The organism is Acinetobacter celticus, assembly GCF_001707755.1.
Lineage (GTDB): Bacteria > Pseudomonadota > Gammaproteobacteria > Pseudomonadales > Moraxellaceae > Acinetobacter > Acinetobacter celticus.
This window is the reverse complement of record NZ_MBDL01000008.1, coordinates 366,205-385,931: the sequence shown is the minus strand read 5'-3', so window position 1 is coordinate 385,931 and position 19,727 is coordinate 366,205. Positions and strand designations below refer to the sequence as shown.

General features: G+C 39.3%; 16 protein-coding genes and 1 pseudogene. 7 read left to right on the top strand and 10 right to left on the bottom strand.

Annotated features, from left to right (window positions below):
* Positions 1–62: 62 nt before the first annotated feature.
* From BBP83_RS05975 to BBP83_RS05965, 3 genes are all read right to left on the bottom strand, one after another.
* Positions 63–1,004, bottom strand: a complete 942-nt coding sequence (locus BBP83_RS05975) for a transporter substrate-binding domain-containing protein (protein WP_068886489.1) — start codon at positions 1,002–1,004, stop codon at positions 63–65.
* A gap of 585 nt (positions 1,005–1,589) precedes the next feature.
* Positions 1,590–2,753: a sterol desaturase family protein gene (locus BBP83_RS05970; RefSeq protein ID WP_068886487.1), complete on the bottom strand. Its 1,164-nt coding sequence runs from the start codon at positions 2,751–2,753 to the stop codon at positions 1,590–1,592.
* Positions 2,754–2,909: 156 nt separating this feature from the next.
* Positions 2,910–3,446 carry a hypothetical protein gene (locus BBP83_RS05965; RefSeq protein WP_068886484.1) on the bottom strand — a complete coding sequence of 179 codons (537 nt, stop codon included), beginning with the start codon at positions 3,444–3,446 and terminating at the stop codon, positions 2,910–2,912.
* A gap of 136 nt (positions 3,447–3,582) precedes the next feature.
* On the opposite strand from BBP83_RS05965, the gene BBP83_RS05960 reads away from it, so the two are divergent.
* From BBP83_RS05960 to BBP83_RS05945, 4 genes and pseudogenes are all read left to right on the top strand, one after another.
* On the top strand, positions 3,583–4,641 hold the full coding sequence (locus BBP83_RS05960) for a coiled-coil domain-containing protein (protein WP_068886482.1): 1,059 nt from the start codon (positions 3,583–3,585) through the stop codon (positions 4,639–4,641).
* A gap of 131 nt (positions 4,642–4,772) precedes the next feature.
* Positions 4,773–4,928 (top strand): annotated as a pseudogene (locus BBP83_RS05955) (endonuclease domain-containing protein); the annotation flags it as partial.
* A 195-nt stretch (positions 4,929–5,123) separates the two neighbouring features.
* Complete coding sequence (locus tag BBP83_RS05950; protein WP_068886481.1) at positions 5,124–5,705, top strand: hypothetical protein; 582 nt, start codon at positions 5,124–5,126, stop codon at positions 5,703–5,705.
* Positions 5,702–6,754, top strand: a complete 1,053-nt coding sequence (locus tag BBP83_RS05945) for a DGQHR domain-containing protein (RefSeq protein WP_068886480.1) — start codon at positions 5,702–5,704, stop codon at positions 6,752–6,754. The genes BBP83_RS05950 and BBP83_RS05945 overlap by 4 nt, the downstream gene beginning before the upstream one ends.
* 54 nt (positions 6,755–6,808) lie before the next feature.
* Here the strand turns inward: BBP83_RS05945 and BBP83_RS05940 are convergent, their stop codons facing one another.
* On the bottom strand, positions 6,809–9,703 hold the full coding sequence (locus tag BBP83_RS05940) for a valine--tRNA ligase (RefSeq protein WP_068886478.1): 2,895 nt from the start codon (positions 9,701–9,703) through the stop codon (positions 6,809–6,811).
* Between the two features lie 180 nt (positions 9,704–9,883).
* Here BBP83_RS05940 and BBP83_RS05935 point away from each other — a divergent pair, with 180 nt between their 5' ends.
* Genes BBP83_RS05935 through BBP83_RS05925 form a run of 3 tightly spaced genes read left to right on the top strand, consistent with a single transcriptional unit; the run spans position 9,884 to position 12,094 of the window.
* Positions 9,884–10,546, top strand: coding sequence for a hypothetical protein (locus BBP83_RS05935; protein WP_068886476.1), 663 nt, complete (start codon positions 9,884–9,886; stop codon positions 10,544–10,546).
* A gap of 37 nt (positions 10,547–10,583) precedes the next feature.
* A complete protein-coding gene (locus BBP83_RS05930) occupies positions 10,584–11,390 on the top strand; it encodes an SDR family NAD(P)-dependent oxidoreductase (RefSeq protein WP_068886475.1) in 807 nt (268 codons plus the stop codon).
* Entirely contained in the window at positions 11,387–12,094 is a 708-nt protein-coding gene (locus BBP83_RS05925) for a Dph6-related ATP pyrophosphatase (protein ID WP_171258054.1), read from the top strand. The genes BBP83_RS05930 and BBP83_RS05925 overlap by 4 nt, the downstream gene beginning before the upstream one ends.
* 47 nt (positions 12,095–12,141) lie before the next feature.
* Here BBP83_RS05925 and BBP83_RS05920 read toward each other — a convergent pair whose 3' ends face one another.
* From BBP83_RS05920 to BBP83_RS05895, 6 genes are all read right to left on the bottom strand, one after another.
* Complete coding sequence (locus tag BBP83_RS05920; RefSeq protein ID WP_068886470.1) at positions 12,142–12,588, bottom strand: YbjQ family protein; 447 nt, start codon at positions 12,586–12,588, stop codon at positions 12,142–12,144.
* Between the two features lie 3 nt (positions 12,589–12,591).
* Positions 12,592–12,948, bottom strand: coding sequence for a YbjQ family protein (locus tag BBP83_RS05915; protein WP_068886469.1), 357 nt, complete (start codon positions 12,946–12,948; stop codon positions 12,592–12,594).
* 101 nt (positions 12,949–13,049) lie between these two features.
* On the bottom strand, positions 13,050–14,504 hold the full coding sequence (gene adeK / locus BBP83_RS05910; protein ID WP_068886468.1) for a multidrug efflux RND transporter AdeIJK outer membrane channel subunit AdeK: 1,455 nt from the start codon (positions 14,502–14,504) through the stop codon (positions 13,050–13,052).
* Positions 14,504–17,683, bottom strand: coding sequence for an efflux RND transporter permease subunit (locus BBP83_RS05905; RefSeq protein ID WP_068886467.1), 3,180 nt, complete (start codon positions 17,681–17,683; stop codon positions 14,504–14,506). The genes adeK and BBP83_RS05905 overlap by 1 nt, the downstream gene beginning before the upstream one ends.
* Positions 17,684–17,695: 12 nt before the next feature.
* On the bottom strand, positions 17,696–18,946 hold the full coding sequence (locus BBP83_RS05900) for an efflux RND transporter periplasmic adaptor subunit (protein WP_068886466.1): 1,251 nt from the start codon (positions 18,944–18,946) through the stop codon (positions 17,696–17,698).
* A gap of 39 nt (positions 18,947–18,985) precedes the next feature.
* Positions 18,986–19,585, bottom strand: coding sequence for a phosphatase PAP2 family protein (locus BBP83_RS05895; protein WP_068886465.1), 600 nt, complete (start codon positions 19,583–19,585; stop codon positions 18,986–18,988).
* Positions 19,586–19,727 lie beyond the last annotated feature (142 nt).

Genomic DNA, 19,727 nt, shown 5'->3' with positions numbered 1-19,727 from the left:
AAACTCCCTTTTAGCTTAAGCCAAATTCCTTTTGGCTTAAGCATCTCTCTTGTGTTTAGGGATTATTCATCACGATCATGTGGATTGCTGATAAGCGCTTTTAACTGATCGGACATTTCAAAGTTTAGGTTAATATTTTTAGGTGGAATTGGTGACTGGAACCATGTTTTATACATCGCATTAATGTCACCAGAACTATAGGTGGCTTTAATTGCATCATCGACCACTTGTTTAAAGCCTGTGTCGCCTTTCCGCATCATACATCCATAAATTTCATGAATCGGTGCGGTGCCAACAATTTCCCATTTATTTGGGTCTTTGGCTTTAGACTTTTCACCTGCCAATAAAATGTCATCCATCATAAAGGCAGCAGCACGACCATTTTGTAGCATTAGGAATGATTCTGCATGGTCTTTGGCAGAAATAATTTCACCAATGCCTAATTCTTTTTCATGCTGACGAATATAGCGTTCAGACGTTGTACCTGCTGTAGTGACTAATTTTTTGCCTTTTAAGTCAGCAAAGTCTTTGATACCTGAATCTTTTGCAGTGAGCAAACGAGAACCAACTTCAAAGAAACCTGTAGAAAAATCAACTTGTTGTTGACGCTCTTTATTGTTTGTTGTTGAGCCACATTCTAAGTCTACAGTGCCATTAGACACCAAAGGAATACGATTTTGACTGGTTACAAGGTTATAGCGAACTTTTAAATCTGGCATGTCCAGTTTCTTTTTCACCGCTTCAACCACTTTCATTTGCAGGTCATGCGCATAGCCGACAGGTTGGTTTGGATTATCTGCAATATACGAAAATGGAATAGATGAGTCACGATAGCCTAAAACAATAGTGCCCGATTTTTTAATCTTATCTAGCGTGCCAGAAGCAGAGGCATCTGCGCTTGCTGGTTTTTCAGATGCCGGTGCTTTGTTGTCACTGCAGGCACTCAGGCCAAGCATGAGTGCGCTTGCACAGAACAGTGAGGTCATGGCGCGTTTGTGTATCATAAGCAAAACTCCTTTTATTGCATTGTCATCAATTGCTTTAATTTTCGATGAATTCCGTCCATCAATTGGTGCAAAAGATGTTTTATTTTATGTATAAAAACTACATCAGAATTCATCTTAAGCGAGATTTGACAGATTGCTCAAGCAAATTTTTTATGAATTTGTTAACGGTAACTATTTAGGATTTAAACAGTTTTTTATAAATAAAAATGATTAGAAAAGTACAGCACAATACATGCCAGTCAGTGGTCATTAGTGAATTAGATTAGACAAAAGGTCAATATAACAGGCAGGATGAATGTCACTGCTTGATGCATATGGATTATTTAAGATAATGAAATAAATAGATATTTAAGCTTTATGCTACAAGTAATGGAATGCAGGAAAATGAGCAATCAAGAGTTTTTTGATGAAATTTTTGAGCTATCTTTTATACACTTTCAGTTATTTCATATTGAAGTTTTATCAAAAGGGTGAATTTTGAACATAAATGCGAATTTTTCAGTGCGTTGGTAATAGGAAAATTGCGCCCTGCAATAACATTATTACAGAGCGAAGAGAGACAAAATTGAAGACAAATTAAATTTATAATGGGTCTTTTGGCTTTCCAAAACGTTGTTGAAAACGCTGAATGTATTTTTTAAAGGGCCAAGTAAACTGCTGTACAAAACTATTGGGGATTTTATAGCCCACCGTACCATATACACTAGCAAGATGATTGGGCATATAGACTGATTTAAAAATGACATCATACAGTGGAATAAAGGCCGCATAGTTCTTATCGATGGCTGGTTTTTCTGAAGAATGATGCCAATGATGAAATTCAGGTGTGGCAATGAGCCAGCGTAAATAAGGAAAACGGAAGCGCACATTAGAATGAATAAAAATGGCGTGAAAGGAAATAAAGACTAAATAAGCAAAGACCGCAGACGTGTGAAAGCCTAAAAGAAAAATCGGTAAGGTTGCAATGAAACGGGTCATTAGCACTTCTACAATATGCAGGCGTGATGATGCCAGCCAATCCATATGTTCCGTTGAATGGTGAATGGCATGGAAACGCCATAAAAAATTGACTTCATGCATGGCACGGTGTAGCCAGTAGGTGGTGAAATCGACCACAATTAGCAACTCTATAAACTGTAGCCAAATTGGCTGTGCTTGTACCCAGGGCACAATCGGGTTACTGGGAAGGTGGGTAATCCAATATTGAATTGGCATAACCGTTAAAAAACTGAATAGCTGAATGCCGATGTGGCTAAACATGAAATATTTTATATCGGTCACCCAACCGACACGCAAAATTTTCTGCTTAGGATTTTTGGCAAAAAAGCCTTCAAGTGGAATAAATACCAGTGCCAAAATGATGAGGGTTAGCACAAAATAATCGAAGCCTGCATAAAAAGGAACGCTTGGTAGGACGGGTGCTTGAATGACACCACAACCCAAAACAGCAGCAATTAATGCCAAACAGAGACCATAAAAACCATAGCGGTTTTGCCGAACAATGGCGCTGAAAGCGCCGAAACCTGCACTGATGATAATGCCTGCCATTAAGCTGAAATAGAATAAGTCAGAATGTTTGCTGTAAAGCGGACGAAGTTCAGGTGTCGTCAATACACTGGGAAATAGAAAGCACAATGCACCAAATAAGCAGAGTAAGCTTAAGGTCATAGAAATAAAGGCGCTAATTTTACCAAGCCCAGCATTTAATTCTATATTTTCAAATTTTGCTCTTAATTGATCGGTCATCAGAAATATCAAAATTTATTATTATTGGGTTGCGCTATGTTAGCAAATATTGATGAATGATGGAAAGAAGCTAAGGAATGCCATGTCATGAGAGGGTAAATTCTCATCATGATTAAAATAAAATATTCTGCCGAACCCATAGTTTGGATGTTGCCTTTATCTAGATGTTTCATAATATTGTTCAATCTGCTGAATTAAAGTCATGCTTAAGCGATGAATATGTTGTCCATGCTCGATTAACGCATCTTGATGCTTGATCTGTTTTTGGTCATGGGCTAACAATAAATGCTGTTGCAGAATCTCTTCAGAATGAAACAGTTCAAAGGCCAGTTGGTTTAAATTGGCATCGTAGATTTGGCTATGTACAAAAATATGCAGTTCTTTGGCAAAAACTGGAATGAGTTCTAGGTATTCGGTTTCTAGGGTATGCAAAATATTTTCGGTACTTTGTTTATTTTGCTGCATTTGTATGAGGAAATCGTCGCTGTAGCGTTTAATGCGGTAGAGCGTGGGTAGGAGTGTCACAAAATATTTTTGCTTTTGTATGTTTTGCAATGTGCGATCACGTTGTAGTTCTAAACGGTTTAAATATAGAGGCACACTAATGGCCACGAAAATGGCAATGACGGAACCGACGGCTTGTACCCATGCGGCCAGTTCTTGATTAAAAATTAAATCTGCTTGTGTTGGCATTGAATACGCTCATTTTATTGTTGTCTTGATTGTGCCAACTATTGCATGGGACGGATATGGCATTAAAGGCCGATTAAGGCTTTGGGTTTCATGCATAAAGTTACGCTATAATTGCTCTTTTGCTTTGCATTTACTTATGTCTTTGGATTTAAAAACTACGATTCAGCCTGATGCGGAGCATTCACCCCAACAGAAAAAACTAAACCGTTTGATTGAACAAATTGAACAGCAAAAAATACAACTGGCAGCGTGGCAAAAAGCCCAAGCCGAAATTCAGCAACAGGCACATAAAACCCTTGTTCCCATCTATACTGAACTGCATGACATACTGTTTCAGCAGCTTGAACAGTTATGGAATAGCTTACAGCGTTATGAGTTTTCGAAAGCAGATATTGCACAGCTGGATGATAAAATCCAAAATCTCGCTGCAATCTTAAAAAGTTCCCAAGTGCTTTCAGAACAGCAAAAACTGAAAGTGACTCAAATTGATAAATTTTACCAACAACATGCAGAACATAATCAAGCTAAAAAGAATAAGAAAAAGGGAGCAGTTGAAAGTCATGATCCGACAGAAGCCTATGATCAGAATTCAGATCATGAACAAGCCGATGTAGCTTTAGATGGCTATGAATATGATGAACAGCAACACGAAGTAGAACGTGAACAGCACAGGCTAAATAGACAAAAACAAAAACGTGAGCAAGCGCAAAAAATGGCGCAGCAATCACTCAAAACAGTGTATTTAAAAATTGCCTCGATTATTCACCCTGACCGTGAACAAGATGAACAGCTTAAAGTTGAAAAAACGGAGATGCTGCAACACGCCAATCAAGCCTATGAACAGCAGGATTTATTTTATTTACTAAAACTTCAAATACAGGTCGAGCAGAATAGGGGCGTGGCTCAAAAGGGTTTAAGTAATGAGCAAGTGAAGTTTTATAAACTGGCTTTAGATGTGCAAAAACAGCAGTTAGATGCTCAAATTGATGACATTATTGAGTCACTGAATTGGACGAAACAAGCGAAATTGAAAGCTCAAAAGCCCTCAAATCCAATTCAAATTGCGGATCTGTATAAGAAGTTAGAAGCGGATTGTGCCGAATTAAAACAGCAAGTGAAGTGGGAAAAAGAACGGCTCAAATATATGAGTCGAGTGAAAGGGTTGGAGATGTTGTTGGGGAATGGGGTTTTGTAAATCTCAATTGCCCTCACCCCAACCCTCTCCCATAGGGAGAGGGAGCAGCAAGTGATTTTATAGCATCATGAATTTAATAATGAAAATTCCCTCTCCTTTTAGGAGAGGGCTAGGGAGAGGCAATAATAAAAATGAAATTAGACCCACAATTATTAGAATTCGCTAAAACCATGCGACACAATGCCACTGATGCAGAAAACCTGATGTGGAAAATACTCCGTGCCAAGCGTTTTATGAATCTGAAATTTCGTCGTCAGTATGTTATTGCTCCATATATTATGGACTTTTAATTTCATGAGTTTAGTTCTTAAGTTAAGCTTGAAATCATTTGGATAACTATTTAATTTTTCATTATTTTTGTTAGAATGATGAACTATAAAATTTTGCAATAGTATATCTTAATCTTATGCGAGACTATTTTTTAAGTTGTTCAAAGAATGAGAAATTAATATGAAACCCAGTTTGGGAATTAAGAGGGAGATATGGAATATATAAAAGTTCCATTGTCTGTGATAGGAAATTATAAAAGAGAGTCTATATTTTGGGTTCTTTGTGTAATTGTGGCAGGACAATTTGGTATTCTATGTAATTGGTTTGTACAAACTGTTTTTACTAAAAAGAGTTTTATGAATACATTTATATCTGATTTTAATAATGGTAATTTCTATATTTTTACCATTAGTTTAATGGCTTCATCATTTTTTATTATTCTGATTAGCTTTTTGTATGATGAAAAATCACATTTTAAGTCTTTAAAAATTTTTACACTTTTTATATTGGGTTTTGGGATTTTGTGGTGTGGATCAATTCATTCTTTAGTTCAAGCTAAGCCATCATATTTTTATGGTGAAAGTTTTTTTAAATATTATTTACAAATTGTTGGTTATCTAACTGGTGTCTTCGCCTCTGTTTACGCTGCTTGTATTGTGAAATTAGATTATGACAATGAGCGACATAAAAAATTAGATGATAAATCCTTTCATGCTACTACTGATACGTCAGTGAAAGAAATGGATGCTAAAAGTAAAGATACTACTAAAGATAGAAAAGGAAGATCATTATGAAAATAAAATTTTTTGAGGTTCAACAACCAATAGGTACTTTTTATCTATCAGTAGTAAATGCAAAAGATTTAATAAATATTACAGAGACTAAAGCAAGAGAAATTGACTCTGATGATATACAACGAGAGTATTCTCCAGCTAGAGTCAATGAGATTTCAAATTATTGTAAAGACCCAGATGCTACATTCCCTACTTCTATTATTATTTCAATAAAAGCTGAATCTTTTATAGGGTTACATAATGATTATTTGGAATTTAAGGATAATATTATAGTTGGAGAAATTTTAGATGGACAACATAGATTATTAGGATTAGAAAAATCAGGTATTGCTGAGAAATTTGACTTACCTGTTGTCTTTATGTTTGATTTAGATAATTATCAAAAAGGTTATGTTTTTTCAATTATTAATAGCAAACAAACACGAGTTAATCCTTCTCTAATTTATGATTTATTTGCTTTAGCAAGATATAGAAGTCCATTTAAAACTTGTCATGAAATTGTTAGAAATTTAAATCGAGATAAAGATTCGCCATTCTATGAAAGAATCAAAATGTTAGGTAAAAAAGAGGAACATCAAGATAAAGCTTCACTTTCACAATCGGCTTTTATTAATTATTTAGTAAAATTGATAAGCAGGAATCCTGAAAAAGATACGATTGATATTAAAAATAATAAAGAGCTTTTAGATGATTCAAATTTGATATTTAGAGAATACTTCATTGCCAATGAAGATCATATTATATTGAAAATTTTATTGAATTATTTCAATGCTATTAGCAAAGTATTTAATAAGGAATGGAATGATCCAGATAACTATATTTTATCAAAACCAATAGGTTATGGTGCTTTATTAAAAGTATTACCTGAATTCTTCAAAGTGGGTGATAGGGTAGGTGATTTATCCGAAAAATTCTTTATTAGTGAATTTAAAAAAGTGAAATCATATTTTGAAAAAAATGATGTAGAAATTACCTCAAAATATTTTGGTTCGAATGAACAAGCTAGAACACAGTTAGCAGACCTTATTTTGAAGGCAATTAATTCATAAGTATAAAGGGCTGAATAATCAGCCCTTTATACTATGGATTAGATTATCAACACCTTACAGCGCTGCAATCTGATCCATATTCGCTTTAATCTTCACTAACTGATCAGCAAACTCAGCCAGTTTCACTTTTTCACCTTCAACTACCGCAGCAGGTGCTTTTGCCACAAAACCTTCATTTGAAAGTTTGCCTGCAATTTGGTCATGCTGCTTTTGAACTTTGTCGAAGTCTTTTTGCAAACGCCCCAATTCCGCTTTCGGGTCAATTAAACCCTTCATTGGAACAAATACAGATACATGACCAACCACAGATGAAGAAGACAATGGCGGTTGCTCAGCTTCAGTTAAGAAAGTAATGCTTTCAACTTTTGCCAATGCTTTAACCAATGGCTCAATACGTGCAATCTGCGCTTTTTCAGCATCAGTGGTATTTTGCAGTAACACAGGTAATAAACGTGCATTACCTAAGCCCATTTCACCACGAATATTACGTACCGCACCAATCAGACCTTGCAGCCATTGCATGTCTGCTTCAGCTTGATCATTGATTTTTGCAGGGTCAGCAACAGGGTAAGCCGCAGTCATAATGGTGTCGCCACCTAAGCCAATCATTGGCGCAAGGGTTTGCCAAATTTCTTCAGTCAAATACGGCATGATTGGGTGAGCAAGACGTAACGATGCTTCCATTACTGCAAGTAATACACGACGAACTTCAGCTTTACGTTCTTCAGCAACATTTTCATCATTTAGAACAGGCTTAGTCAGTTCTACATACCAGTCACAGTATTCATTCCAAATGAATTCGTAAATCGCTTGTGCAGCCAAGTCTAAACGATAAGTCGCAAAGGCTTGTTGAACCGCAGCTTCCGCTTTTTGTAAACGGCTCACGATCCATTGTTCAGGCAATTCCCAAAGATCAGGACGCGCTGTTTGACCAACTGTTTGACCTTCAACATTCATCAGAACGAAACGTGTACCATTCCAAATTTTGTTACAGAAGTTACGGTAGCCTTCAACACGTTTCATGTCGAATTTAATGTCACGACCCGTGTTTGCAAGCGCGCAGAAAGTGAAACGAACCGCATCTGTACCGTAAGCTTGAATGCCTTCTGGGAATTCTTTACGCGTTGATTTTTCAATCTTCGCGGCTTGTTTTGGGTTCATCAAACCTGTGGTACGTTTTTGTACCAAAGTTTCAAGGTCTACACCGTCAATGAGGTCTAAAGGATCAAGCACGTTGCCTTTAGATTTAGACATTTTCTGACCTTCACCATCACGTACCAAACCATGTACATACACAGTTTTAAACGGAACTTGTGGCGTGCCATCTTCATTTTTCATGAAGTGCATGGTCATCATGATCATGCGGGCAACCCAGAAGAAGATGATGTCAAAACCAGTCACCAATACATCTGTTGGGTGGAAAGTATTGAGGAAATAGTTTTCCGCATCTTTCTTCGCGTCACCCGTCCAACCTAAAGTTGAGAATGTCCACAAACCAGACGAGAACCACGTATCCAACACATCTTCGTCTTGAGTCAGTTGAACATCAGCAGCAATGCCATTTTCTTCGCGCACTTCAGCTTCATTACGACCGACATAAACGTTGCCATCTACATCGTACCAAGCTGGAATACGGTGACCCCACCACAATTGACGTGAGATACACCAGTCTTGAATGTTGTTCATCCAAGCCATATACATGTTGCTATATTGCTCAGGCACAAATTTAATGTCGCCATCTTTTACCGCTTGAATTGCAGGTTCAGCCAATGGTGCAATTTTTACATACCATTGATCGGTCAATAACGGTTCAACGATCACGCCTGAACGGTCACCGCGAGGTGGCTTCAAAGTGTACGGCTGAATTTGGTCTAACCAACCTTCAGATTCTGCTTGTTCAACCAATTTTTTACGTGCCGCAAAACGCTCTAAACCGATATAGTCCGCAGGGGCAGCAATGGTTTTCGAAATTTGTTCGCCCGCTTTGGCAATAAACTCAAACTCTGCCAAAATTTCTGCATTTTTATTGAAGATGTTGATGATTGGGAGTTCACAACGTTTACCCACTTCATAGTCATTGAAGTCATGTGCAGGGGTGATTTTGACACAGCCTGTACCGAATTCTTTGTCTACATACTCATCTTTAACGATGGCAACAGTACGACCTGTGATTGGCAAAATAATATTTTTACCAACAAGGTGTGCATAGCGTTCATCATCCAGTGCTACCGCAACCGCAGTATCACCGAGTAATGTTTCAGGACGCGTGGTTGCAACGACGATGTAATCTTTACCATCATGGGTACGAAGTGACTTATCTTCAAAGAAATATTTAAAGTGCCACAAAGAACCTTGTTCTTCTTTATCAGACTCTACTTCTAAGTCAGACAGGGCCGTTTGTAATTTAGGATCCCAGTTTACAAGGCGTTTACCACGGTAAATTAAACCGTCTTTGTGCAAACGAACGAAGACTTCTTTTACTGCATTGGATAAGCCATCATCCATAGTAAAACGTTCACGTGACCAATCTACCGATGAACCTAGGCGACGAATCTGGTTGGTAATGTTATTGCCTGATTGTTCTTTCCATTCCCAAATTTTGTCGATGAACTTTTCACGACCAAGGTCATGACGGCTAATGTCTTGTGCAGCCAATTGGCGTTCAACCACCATTTGCGTGGCAATCCCCGCATGGTCTGTTCCCGGTTGCCATAAGGTATTTTTACCTGACATACGGTTGTAACGGGTCAGAGCATCCATAATGGCATTGTTAAAACCATGACCCATGTGCAAGCTACCTGTGACGTTAGGTGGCGGAATCATAATACAAAATGAATCACCTTTTTGGGATGGCTTAAAGTAGCCGTTTTCTTCCCAAGTTTTGTACCATTTTTTCTCGATCTCAGTCGGATCGTAAGTCGTAGCAATATTCTGCGCTGAATCAGTCATAGTTTAAACAGACCAAAAGTATGTGAAAAATTGCATCTATTGTAGCAAAGAAATGATAGGTTTAGACACTTTGGACGAATGTAAACTTTAGACAGTTGGCACTAGGCGAAAGTGAAGATATGATAAGGTCAGGGTCAAGTATTATGTTTTTTAAACATTATAAAAAAGGAGTCTGCTGTCATGAGTTATATTATTTCTTTAAAAATTAAACCAGAAACTCATCAGCATTTTTTAGAGATACATCAGCAACTTAATGCAGAAACGACAGAAAGTCTAGCCAAGCCTTTGGGAGATAACTTGGCTGACATTGCGTGTGAAATTATCGATCAGGTGTTTGGTGATATCGCCAAAATGTCAAAATCAGATGATCATGAGTCTGAAAAAATTATCCAGCAAATTTTAGATACCACGCGCAAATATATGCCGTGGTCGGTCTCTTTTTTCGGCAATGATCGGCTTAAACCGATGGTTAACTATTTATATGATTTAACTTCAGAAAAAGAAGGGACTTTTTTGATGAGTTATCCTGTCGAGCAATCTGTAGTCACTGAATTGTTGAACTGCGTCGATCAAATGAAAGTAGGCAATGACACCTATGTTCCTGTTGCACTCAAAGCCTTTACAGAAATAGTCGATCAAGGCGTAACGCATTTAATTCGTGAGCCGAAAAAAATACTTAAATTTAATTTGGTGGTCGATAAAACCTTAAACGGCATTATTCATATTACCACCCAGTTGGGGTATAAACGCTTTGAAAAATTAGGCACTTTATATGATGCCAAGAGTATGAGCGGTTTTTTTGACCACTTTTTAGGGTTTTTGAAGAACAAGTCTGATCTTTAAAAACTCATAAATTTTCTATTTTCAAAGGAAATACATCATGACCAAGCTAGATAATTTAAATGCTAAAGTGGTTTGGATTACAGGAGCTTCATCGGGTTTAGGTAAAGCCTTGGCTGAAGAATGTGCCTTGCAAGGCGCGCAAGTTGTTTTGACTGCACGTCGTTTTGATGAATTGGAAAAAGTCCGTATTGGGTTGCTAAATCCAGACTTGCACTTGTCTATTGTTGCCGATATTACCGATGAAAGCCAAATTCGGCATGCCTACGCCCAAGTACTTGAGTGTAAAGGGCGCATTGACTGGTTAATTAATAATGCAGGTTTAAGTCAACGTGCATTAATTAGCGAAACAACTATGCAAACTGAACGCGCGATTATGGAAGTCGATTATTTTTCACAAGTGTTCTTAACAAAAACAGTTTTACCGACTTTTCTTGCACAAAAAACAGGTCGAATTATCTTTGTTTCAAGCGTTGCTGGCTTATTAGGCACGCAGTATCGTGCTTCATATTCGGCAGCCAAAGCCGCAATTCACATGTGGGCAAACAGTTTGCGCGCTGAAGTTGCAGAGGATGGTGTGGATGTTTCGGTTATTTTCCCAGGTTTTGTCAAAACCAATGTTTCGATGAATGCTTTAAATGGTGAAGGAAAAGCCCAAGGCTATGACAATGATGCGACAGCCAATGGTTTAGACGCGGGTGAGTTCGCGCAAATTTCTGTCAAGGCACTACTTAAAGGTGAGGAATATATTGTGGTCGGTGGTCGTAAAGAAGTGCTGGGCACGTGGGTGTCACGTTTATCACCAAGTACCTTATATAAAATGATTCGTAAAGCCAAAGTGAAATAAGTGTGAATATTCGTAAAAAAGCGGTATTTAACTGGAGTGGTGGTAAAGATTCAGCTTTAGCACTGTATAAAATTTTACAGCAAAATCAATTTGATGTGGTTGCATTATTAACCACGGTAAATGAAGAAACAGAACTGTCTTCAATGCATGCCATTCCTCATTCATTATTACTGAAGCAAGCCGAAAGTATTGGTATTCCACTCTATCCAGTTTTCTTGCCTAAGAATCTTCAAATTTATGAACAAAGAATGAAAGATGCTGCAAATCACTTTAAAGCACAGGGCGTAGAACACTTTATTTTTGGTGATATTTATTTAACCGATGTGCGTAAATATCGTGAAGATCGTTTGCATCCTTTGGGAATTGAAGTGGTTGAACCTTTGTGGAACCCAAATTCAAATGAAGTGATGCAAGACTTTTTGGCTTCAGGCATAAAAACCCAAATTATCGTGACCGATGCCAGTAAATTAGGTGAGGCTTTTATTGGACAAGATATCAGTCTAACCGTACTTGATTTAATGTCCGCCGAAGTCGATGTCTGTGGGGAAAATGGCGAGTATCATACTTTTTCCTATGATGGCGGGCCATTTAAGTATCCTGTTGATTTTAATATTATTGAAACACGTAAGTTGTCTTATGAATTCAAGTTAGATAACGGCGAAGAAATGACCTATCACTATTGGCAAGCCATTTTTGAGCAGTAAATTGATCTGTCCTGATCTCATTTAAGAGGGGCAGGACAGACCATATTTTACTTTATATGATGGTTGATGATTGCTGTGCCGTAAGCAAAGACCTCCACCATACCACCTTGCATGCCTAATTCTGTTGTACTTAAACGCAAGCCCATAATATGATTTGCCCCTATTTTTTCTGCTTCTTGTTTGAGGCGAATAATGGCTTCACGGCGGGCGCGTTCTACCACACTTTCATAACTGGTCAGGCGACCGCCAAAGAAATTTTGAATATTGGCAATCACATATTTAAAATAATCGTGTGAAATAACCACATTGCTAGACACCAATTGTCCAAGATGATCACTGCTTTTAAAGCGATTATTATCTAAGCGAATATAAGCTAAACGTTTTTCTTCATCGTTCAGTGCTTTTAAATGTTTTTGTTCTGTATGACGGCCAAAACCCCATCCGACTGCAAACAAAATTGCAAAAATAGCAATTTTAAAAAGAAAAGCATCCATAACTTAGCCTTGCACTGGGAATGGATTTGCAATTTTAGCTGTATTTGCCTCAACGCGAACAGCTGTGCCATAGACAAATAATTCTGATGCACCTTGTGCGATATTTGAAGTTGAAAAGCGAATCCCGACAATGGCATTTGCACCTAAGCCTTGGGCTTTTTCAATCATCCGATTCATCGCTTCTTGACGAGATTCTTCTAAAAGTTCGGTATAACCTTTGAGTTCACCACCAACAATATTTTTAAGGCCAGCCATAAAGTCGCGCCCCACATGTTTACTACGAACTGTACTGCCGTAAACAACGTCTAATTGCTGGGTGATGGTATGAGCTGGAACAGATTCGAGATTACTTAAAATCATGATTAAAATTTATTATAAAAAAGATGCCTTGAAGATAGGCAAACTGTAGAAAAAAAGCAATAAAAAAGCCCACCGAAGTGAGCTTTTAAAACTGTTAAAACTTATTGAGCTTTGTCTGCTTTACGTTCAGCAGATGATGGTTGAACTTGAATCGTTTCTGAACTGCGGGCTTTGAGGCCACCACCCAGTGATTTATACAATTCAACTTGGTTGTTTAAGTTTGCTTGTTGAAGCAAAAGTAAACCTTGTTCAGCACCATACGATGTACGCTGTGCATCCAAAACAGTCAAATAGTTATCAATACCCGCACGGAAGCGGGCATTAGATAGCTTATAAGTTGTATTGGTTGCATCGACTAAACGGCGTTGTGCCGAAATACGATCGCCAATATTTTGACGAACAGCCAGTGCATCATTCACTTCGCTAAAAGCAGTTTGAATAGATTTTTCATAATCTGATAACGCAATTTGTTGATCAGTTTCTGAAATTTTTACATTGGCTTTGCGTGTGCCCCAGTCCCAAAGCGGAATATCCAAACTTGGGCCAAGTGACCAGACAAATGCGCCAGATTTAAATAAGTCACTTAAATCTGTCGATGCATAACCCGCCGAACCCGTCAAACTAATGGTGGGGAATAATTTGGCTTTGGCCGCACCAATATTCGCACCAGCAGCAGAAAGTTTATATTCTGCAACACGCACGTCAGGACGGTTGTTTAGCAAATCACTTGGTACACCAGTGCCAAACGCATTGTTTGCAGTAATACGCATTACACGTTGCGTTGCTAACAAGTTGGTTGGAACTTGCTGACCAACCAAAAGGTTAATCGTATTTTGTGCTTGAGCCACTTGGGTTTTGTAGTTTGCAACATCGTTACGCGCAGTTTCTACAGAAATCTGTGCTTGACGTACAGGAACTTCACTATCAATACCAACATCAAAACGTTTTTTGTTCAGATTGTATGATTCAAGCTGTGCCTTAAGCGTCTGATCTGCCAGTTTCAAATTGGCATTGGCAAAAGAATAGCTTAACCAAGCTTGAGCCACTTGACCCACCAATGCAATTTGAGTTGCATCACGTGCGCTAGCAGTCGCTAAGTAGCTGTCTAAGGCATTGTCTTTTAAGCTACGGACACGGCCCCAGAAGTCAAGCTCGTAAGCCGTTACGCCTAGACCCACGTTATAAACGGTATTTGCACCATTTGACGTTGCAGTGTCTTGACGTAATATGCCACCACTCGCACCAATCGTTGGAAGCTGATTGTTTGAGGTGATTTGATATTGTTGCTGTGCACGTTGAATATTCAAGGCTGCAACACGTAAGTCACGGTTATTGGCCAATGCCATGTCTAGCACTTGAATTAAGCGTGGGTCAGCAAAGAAATCTTTATAGCCTTGTGCTGCAGCAGATGAACCCGAAGCATAGCTACTAAAGCCTTCTGGAATATTCGCCTGAGCAGCTGGTTCTGGACCACGCATGCTTTGGCAGGCAGCCAAAGCAAGCGCAAGTGAAGAAACCGCAATGCTACGACCTGCAATAGACCATACTGATTGCATCACGATGTTTGCTCCTGATCATTTTGTTGTTTTGGTTTGTACTTAAAGATACTTCGAATCCAGACATAGAATACAGGAATAAAGAAGATACCTAAAAGCGTTGAACTGATTACGCCACCAAGAACACCATAACCTACAGAATGTTGACTTCCTGCACCGGCACCTGTTGATAATGCAAGTGGAAGTACACCAAAACCAAAGGCCAGAGTGGTCATAATGATTGGACGTAAACGCATTTTAGCGGCATGTAAAGTTGCTTCAAAGAGTTCTTCACCTTTTTCTTGAAGTTCTTTTGCAAATTCTACAATCAAAATTGCGTTTTTAGCAGAAAGACCAATCACGGCAATCAGTGCAACTTTAAAGTAAATATTATTGGACAAGTTTGGATCATTGGTTAAGGTCATGGTCAGGAACGTCAATACAACCGAACCAATAATACCCAGTGGAATAACCAAAATTACAGAAACTGGAATTGACCAACTTTCATATAAAGCCGCTAAGCAAAGGAAGACGATTAAGATAGATAACGCCATAAGGAATGGGGTTTGAGCACCTGCATCCTGTTCTTCTAGCGATAAACCACTCCATTCATAGTCAAAGCCTTGTAAGCCCGCAGATGGTAGTTTTGCAACAATTTCTTCCATCGCGATCATGGCATCACCAGAGCTGACGCCAGGTGCTGGTGTACCTTGAATATTCATCGATGAAATACCGTTATAACGTTCTAAACGAGGTGAACCATAAGTCCATTCGCCCGTTGCAAATGCAGAGAACGGAACCATCGTGCCTTGATTATTACGCACATACCACTTGTTTAAGTCTTCAGGCATCATACGGGCATCCGCTTCACCTTGAACATAAACTTTTTTCACACGACCGCGGTCAACAAAGTCATTGATGTATGAACCGCCCCAAGCCATACCCATTGTGGTATTAATCTCAGAAACACTTACACCCATTGAACCCGCTTGCGCTTGATCGACAATGATTTTGTATTGTGGGTTATCTTCTTGACCGTTAGGACGTACACCCGCTAAGCGTTTGTCTTGGGCAGCCATGCCTAAAACTGCATTACGTGCAGCCAACAGTTTGTCATGACCTTGGCCAGATGCATCTTTTAACTGTAAGTTAAAACCAGCAGTCACACCAAGTTCAGGCATTGCAGGAAGTTGTAATGGCATGATGTAAGAGGCATCTTTTACAATCATGTTTAACGCCATACCACGCTGAATAATCGCACCCACTTTAGACTCAGGTGTTGTACGATCATCCCAGTCTTTAAGCTTAATAAATGCTAAACCGGCGTTTTGTCCGACACCTGTGAACGAGAAACCAGATACGCTGAATACAGATTCGACGTAGTCTTTTTCTTTGTTCATGAAGTAGTCAGTCATGGTGGTAATGGTTTTGTCCGTACGTTCTAATGTGGCATTAGGCGGTAACTGGACTAAGGTCATGACAATACCTTGGTCTTCGTCTGGTAGGAACGATGATGGAAGCTTTGGAAATAAGAAGACCAATAAGCCAATCACTACCACATAAATCGTACCAGAGATGACTTTATTGTGTGTTAAACGATTCACACCACCTTGATATTTATGTGCAACTTTATCAAAACTGGTGTTAAACCAGCGGAAGAACCGTGCAGGCAAGCTATTGCTTGGTGCTTTATCTGGGTCATGCTGTTTGAGAATAGTCGCACAAAGGGCAGGGGTAAACGTTAAAGCAACAATCAATGAAAGAATCATTGCTGTAACTAAGGTAATAGAGAACTGACGATAAATAACACCCGTTGTACCACTCATAAACGCCATTGGGACGAATACTGCGGTAAGTACAGAGGTAATACCCACCAATGCACCAGAAATTTGCTTCATCGAAATTTCAGTTGCTTCTACAGGATCGCGATGTTCTTCCACCATAATCCGTTCGACGTTTTCCACGACAACAATCGCATCATCGACCAGAAGACCAATGGCGAGAACCATGGCAAACATGGTTAATGTATTGATTGAAAAACCGAAAACGTTAATAACCGCAAACGTACCCAATACAACAACAGGTACAGCCATGGTTGGAATAATGGTTGCGCGCCAGTTCTGTAAGAACAAGAACATCACCAAGAACACCAGAATCACAGCTTCAATTAAGGTATGAACAACACTCTCAATAGACAACTGAATGAACGGTGTAGTGTCAAATGCAAGTTTGTCTTGCATCCCTGTAGGGTAGTTCTTACGCAGTTCTACAAGGCGCTTTTCCACAGCAGCAGCTGTATCTAAAGCATTGGCACCTGTTGCAAGTTTAATTGCCACACCACCCGCAGGTTTACCATTGAATTTAGAGTCAAACTGATAGTTGTCTGCACCTAATTCTACACGTGCAACATCACCTAAACGCACTTGTGCGCCATTAGGGGTGTTTTTAAGGAAGATGTCTTTGAATTCATCAGCTGTTTTTAGCAAGCTTTGAGCATTGACAGTTGCGTTGAGCACTTGACCTTTAATTGCCGGTGCACCACCCAATTGACCAACTGCTACTTGTGCATTCTGAGTTTTTAACGCTGCAGCAATATCACTTGGTGTGACTTGGAGGCTTGCCATTTTGGCCGGATCCATCCAAATACGCATTGCATATGAACCACCAAACACTTGTACTTCACCTACACCCGCTACGCGACTTAAAGGTTCAGAGATGTTTGAGTTGACATAGTCTTTAATGTCATCTGCCGATAAGCTTTCGTCGGGTGAGTAAAATGCAAGAACTTGCAAGAAACTCGCGCCAGACTTCGTCACTTTTACACCTTGACGTTGTACGTCTTCAGGTAAAAGAGCGGTCGCAGACTGCAATTTATTTTGTACTTGAACTTGTGCAATATCAGGATCAATACCAAGTTCAAAATTTAATGAAATAGATGATTGACCATTACCCGCACTGTTTGACGAAATGTAACGTAAACCATCAAGACCATTCATTTGCTGTTCAATGATCTGGGTTACCGTATTTTCTACAGTCTCAGCAGATGCACCTGGATAAGTCGCAGAAATGGTGACCGTTGGCGGTGCAATGGTTGGATATTGTGCAATGGGCATTTTTGACAGCGTCAGTACGCCTGCCAACATAATGACCAGTGCAATCACCCATGCAAAAATTGGGCGATGAATAAAAAATTGAGCCATATAGTCTACCCCTTATGTATTTGAAGTAGATTTTTGTTCAGTTTTAGGTGTAGCACTTTCAGCAGGTTTTGCTGCAGGTGGTTGTGCACCTTGAGGCGCAGTGACTTGAGGCTGATAAGGTTTAGCAACGACTTGCTGTTCAGGTTTTACTTTCGCAATACCATCGACAATTACTTTGTCACCAACGTTTAAGCCAGCAGTCACAACCCAGTCTTTACCTTGAACACCTGAAGTTGTCACTGGACGAGGTTCTACAGCACCTTTGGCATTTACAATCATTGCCATTGCTTGGCCCGTAGGCGTACGCGTAATTGCAATTTGTGGAATCAAAATTGCATTTGGAATGACTGCTTGCACAATTTGTGCTGTTGCAAACATGCCCGGTAGAAGCAAGTGGTTCGGGTTTGAGAATACCGCACGCAATGTAATGGTGCCTGTATCAGGGTTCACACTAGCATCCGAAAATGCTAAACGGCCTTCAACAGAGTAATAGCTACCATCTTCAAGTTTTAACTTAACTTGAGTGTTATTACTGCTGTCTAAATTACCTTTGCTTAATTGCTGACGCAAGCGAAGCAATTCAGCACTTGATTGATTCATATCGACATAGATTGGGTCTAAGCGTTGAATCGTCACCAATGGGCTGGCTTGATTTGCAGTTACTAACGCACCGACAGTGACTGTCGAACGGTTCGTTTGACCAGAAATTGGCGCACGTATAATAGAATAGCCTAAATCAATTTCTGCACTTTTAATTTGTGCTTGCGCTGCCGCAACTTGCGCTTCTGTTACTTTCACGCTACCCAGTAAATCATCGTATTCCTGTTTAGAAACAGCGTTGATTGAAACCAGTTGTTGATAGCGATTCAGTTTGGTGCGCAATGAATTTAGGTTTGCTTGTTGCTGTAATAGGGCCGCTTTTGAACTGTCTAGGGCAGCACGGTTGCTACGCGAATCGAGTTCATACAGCGCTTGACCTTCACGGACATAGCTACCTTCAGCAAATAAACGTTTCAGAATGACACCGCTGGTTTGCGGTCGTACTTCAGAAATTTCAAATGCTGTAGTACGGCCCGAAAGTTCTACGGACTGCTCTACGCTTTGCGGTTGAGCAACAACGACACCCACCTCAGTTGGAGGCATTTGCTGAGAAGCCCCAGCTTGCTGTGCGTCTTTTGGGTCTTTGCTACAACCAACAAGTGCAATACTTGTTGCTAATGCGCAAGCAGTCAGGGCAGGAGCCCAAAGCTTTGCAGACATCATTCTTTCACCTCGGTTAGATTTTTATCTAAAATTCATTATTTATTGGTACTGTTTATATTTGGTCAGAATCAAATACAACAACGTGATCCAAATAAAACTTATGCTCCAGCCAGAAAGGACATCGGAAGGAAAATGAGCGCCCGCATAAACTCTGGATAAACCCATAATTAGTATCCATATACTAACAATAAGGCAGAGTAGTTTATGTTTTGAATGCTGCAGATAAACGTACATCAGCAAACAGCCCACCGTGGCTGCATAAAGGCTATGTCCACTTGGAAATGAATCCCCGTAAGTTTTTACAAGAGAATACATTTCAGGTGGGCGTGGTCTTGCGATGAGGTACTTGAGCAGCCAGGCTGTACTTATACTTCCAATCATTCCTATACTGATAAAAACAATATCTGAGTATTTTTTATACCATGCTAAGTGTAAACACCAGAGTATGATTAAAAATAATACAAAAGGCATGCCACCTAGTGCTGAAAGTCCGATTGCGATTGTATTCAAACTATTCAGGCGGTGTTGATACATCCATTGCACACTGACTAAATCAAATTGACTTAGTATCGGTAAATTGAGCATTAACACACTGATACTTAATAAAAAACAACCGAGGAAAAGCAACAGTTTTGGCATGCTTAAATCCTTGTCTTTTTCACCGTTCGGTTCACGGCTAAATAATATAGCAAAGTGTACTCATCAGTACACTTTATTTCAAGTGTGTGTAAATTATGCTAATTTCTTTTTGGTATTTTTTTAATACCTAGCAATATAAATT

Coding starts and splice junctions, on each gene's coding strand:
- BBP83_RS05975 (WP_068886489.1), bottom strand. CDS start 1,004: ATGATACACAAACGCGCCATGACCTCACTGTTCTGTGCAAGCGCACTC.
- BBP83_RS05970 (WP_068886487.1), bottom strand. CDS start 2,753: ATGACCGATCAATTAAGAGCAAAATTTGAAAATATAGAATTAAATGCT.
- BBP83_RS05965 (WP_068886484.1), bottom strand. CDS start 3,446: ATGCCAACACAAGCAGATTTAATTTTTAATCAAGAACTGGCCGCATGG.
- BBP83_RS05960 (WP_068886482.1), top strand. CDS start 3,583: ATGTCTTTGGATTTAAAAACTACGATTCAGCCTGATGCGGAGCATTCA.
- BBP83_RS05950 (WP_068886481.1), top strand. CDS start 5,124: ATGGAATATATAAAAGTTCCATTGTCTGTGATAGGAAATTATAAAAGA.
- BBP83_RS05945 (WP_068886480.1), top strand. CDS start 5,702: ATGAAAATAAAATTTTTTGAGGTTCAACAACCAATAGGTACTTTTTAT.
- BBP83_RS05940 (WP_068886478.1), bottom strand. CDS start 9,703: ATGACTGATTCAGCGCAGAATATTGCTACGACTTACGATCCGACTGAG.
- BBP83_RS05935 (WP_068886476.1), top strand. CDS start 9,884: ATGAGTTATATTATTTCTTTAAAAATTAAACCAGAAACTCATCAGCAT.
- BBP83_RS05930 (WP_068886475.1), top strand. CDS start 10,584: ATGACCAAGCTAGATAATTTAAATGCTAAAGTGGTTTGGATTACAGGA.
- BBP83_RS05920 (WP_068886470.1), bottom strand. CDS start 12,588: ATGGATGCTTTTCTTTTTAAAATTGCTATTTTTGCAATTTTGTTTGCA.
- BBP83_RS05915 (WP_068886469.1), bottom strand. CDS start 12,948: ATGATTTTAAGTAATCTCGAATCTGTTCCAGCTCATACCATCACCCAG.
- adeK (WP_068886468.1), bottom strand. CDS start 14,504: ATGCAATCAGTATGGTCTATTGCAGGTCGTAGCATTGCGGTTTCTTCA.
- BBP83_RS05905 (WP_068886467.1), bottom strand. CDS start 17,683: ATGGCTCAATTTTTTATTCATCGCCCAATTTTTGCATGGGTGATTGCA.
- BBP83_RS05900 (WP_068886466.1), bottom strand. CDS start 18,946: ATGATGTCTGCAAAGCTTTGGGCTCCTGCCCTGACTGCTTGCGCATTA.
- BBP83_RS05895 (WP_068886465.1), bottom strand. CDS start 19,585: ATGCCAAAACTGTTGCTTTTCCTCGGTTGTTTTTTATTAAGTATCAGT.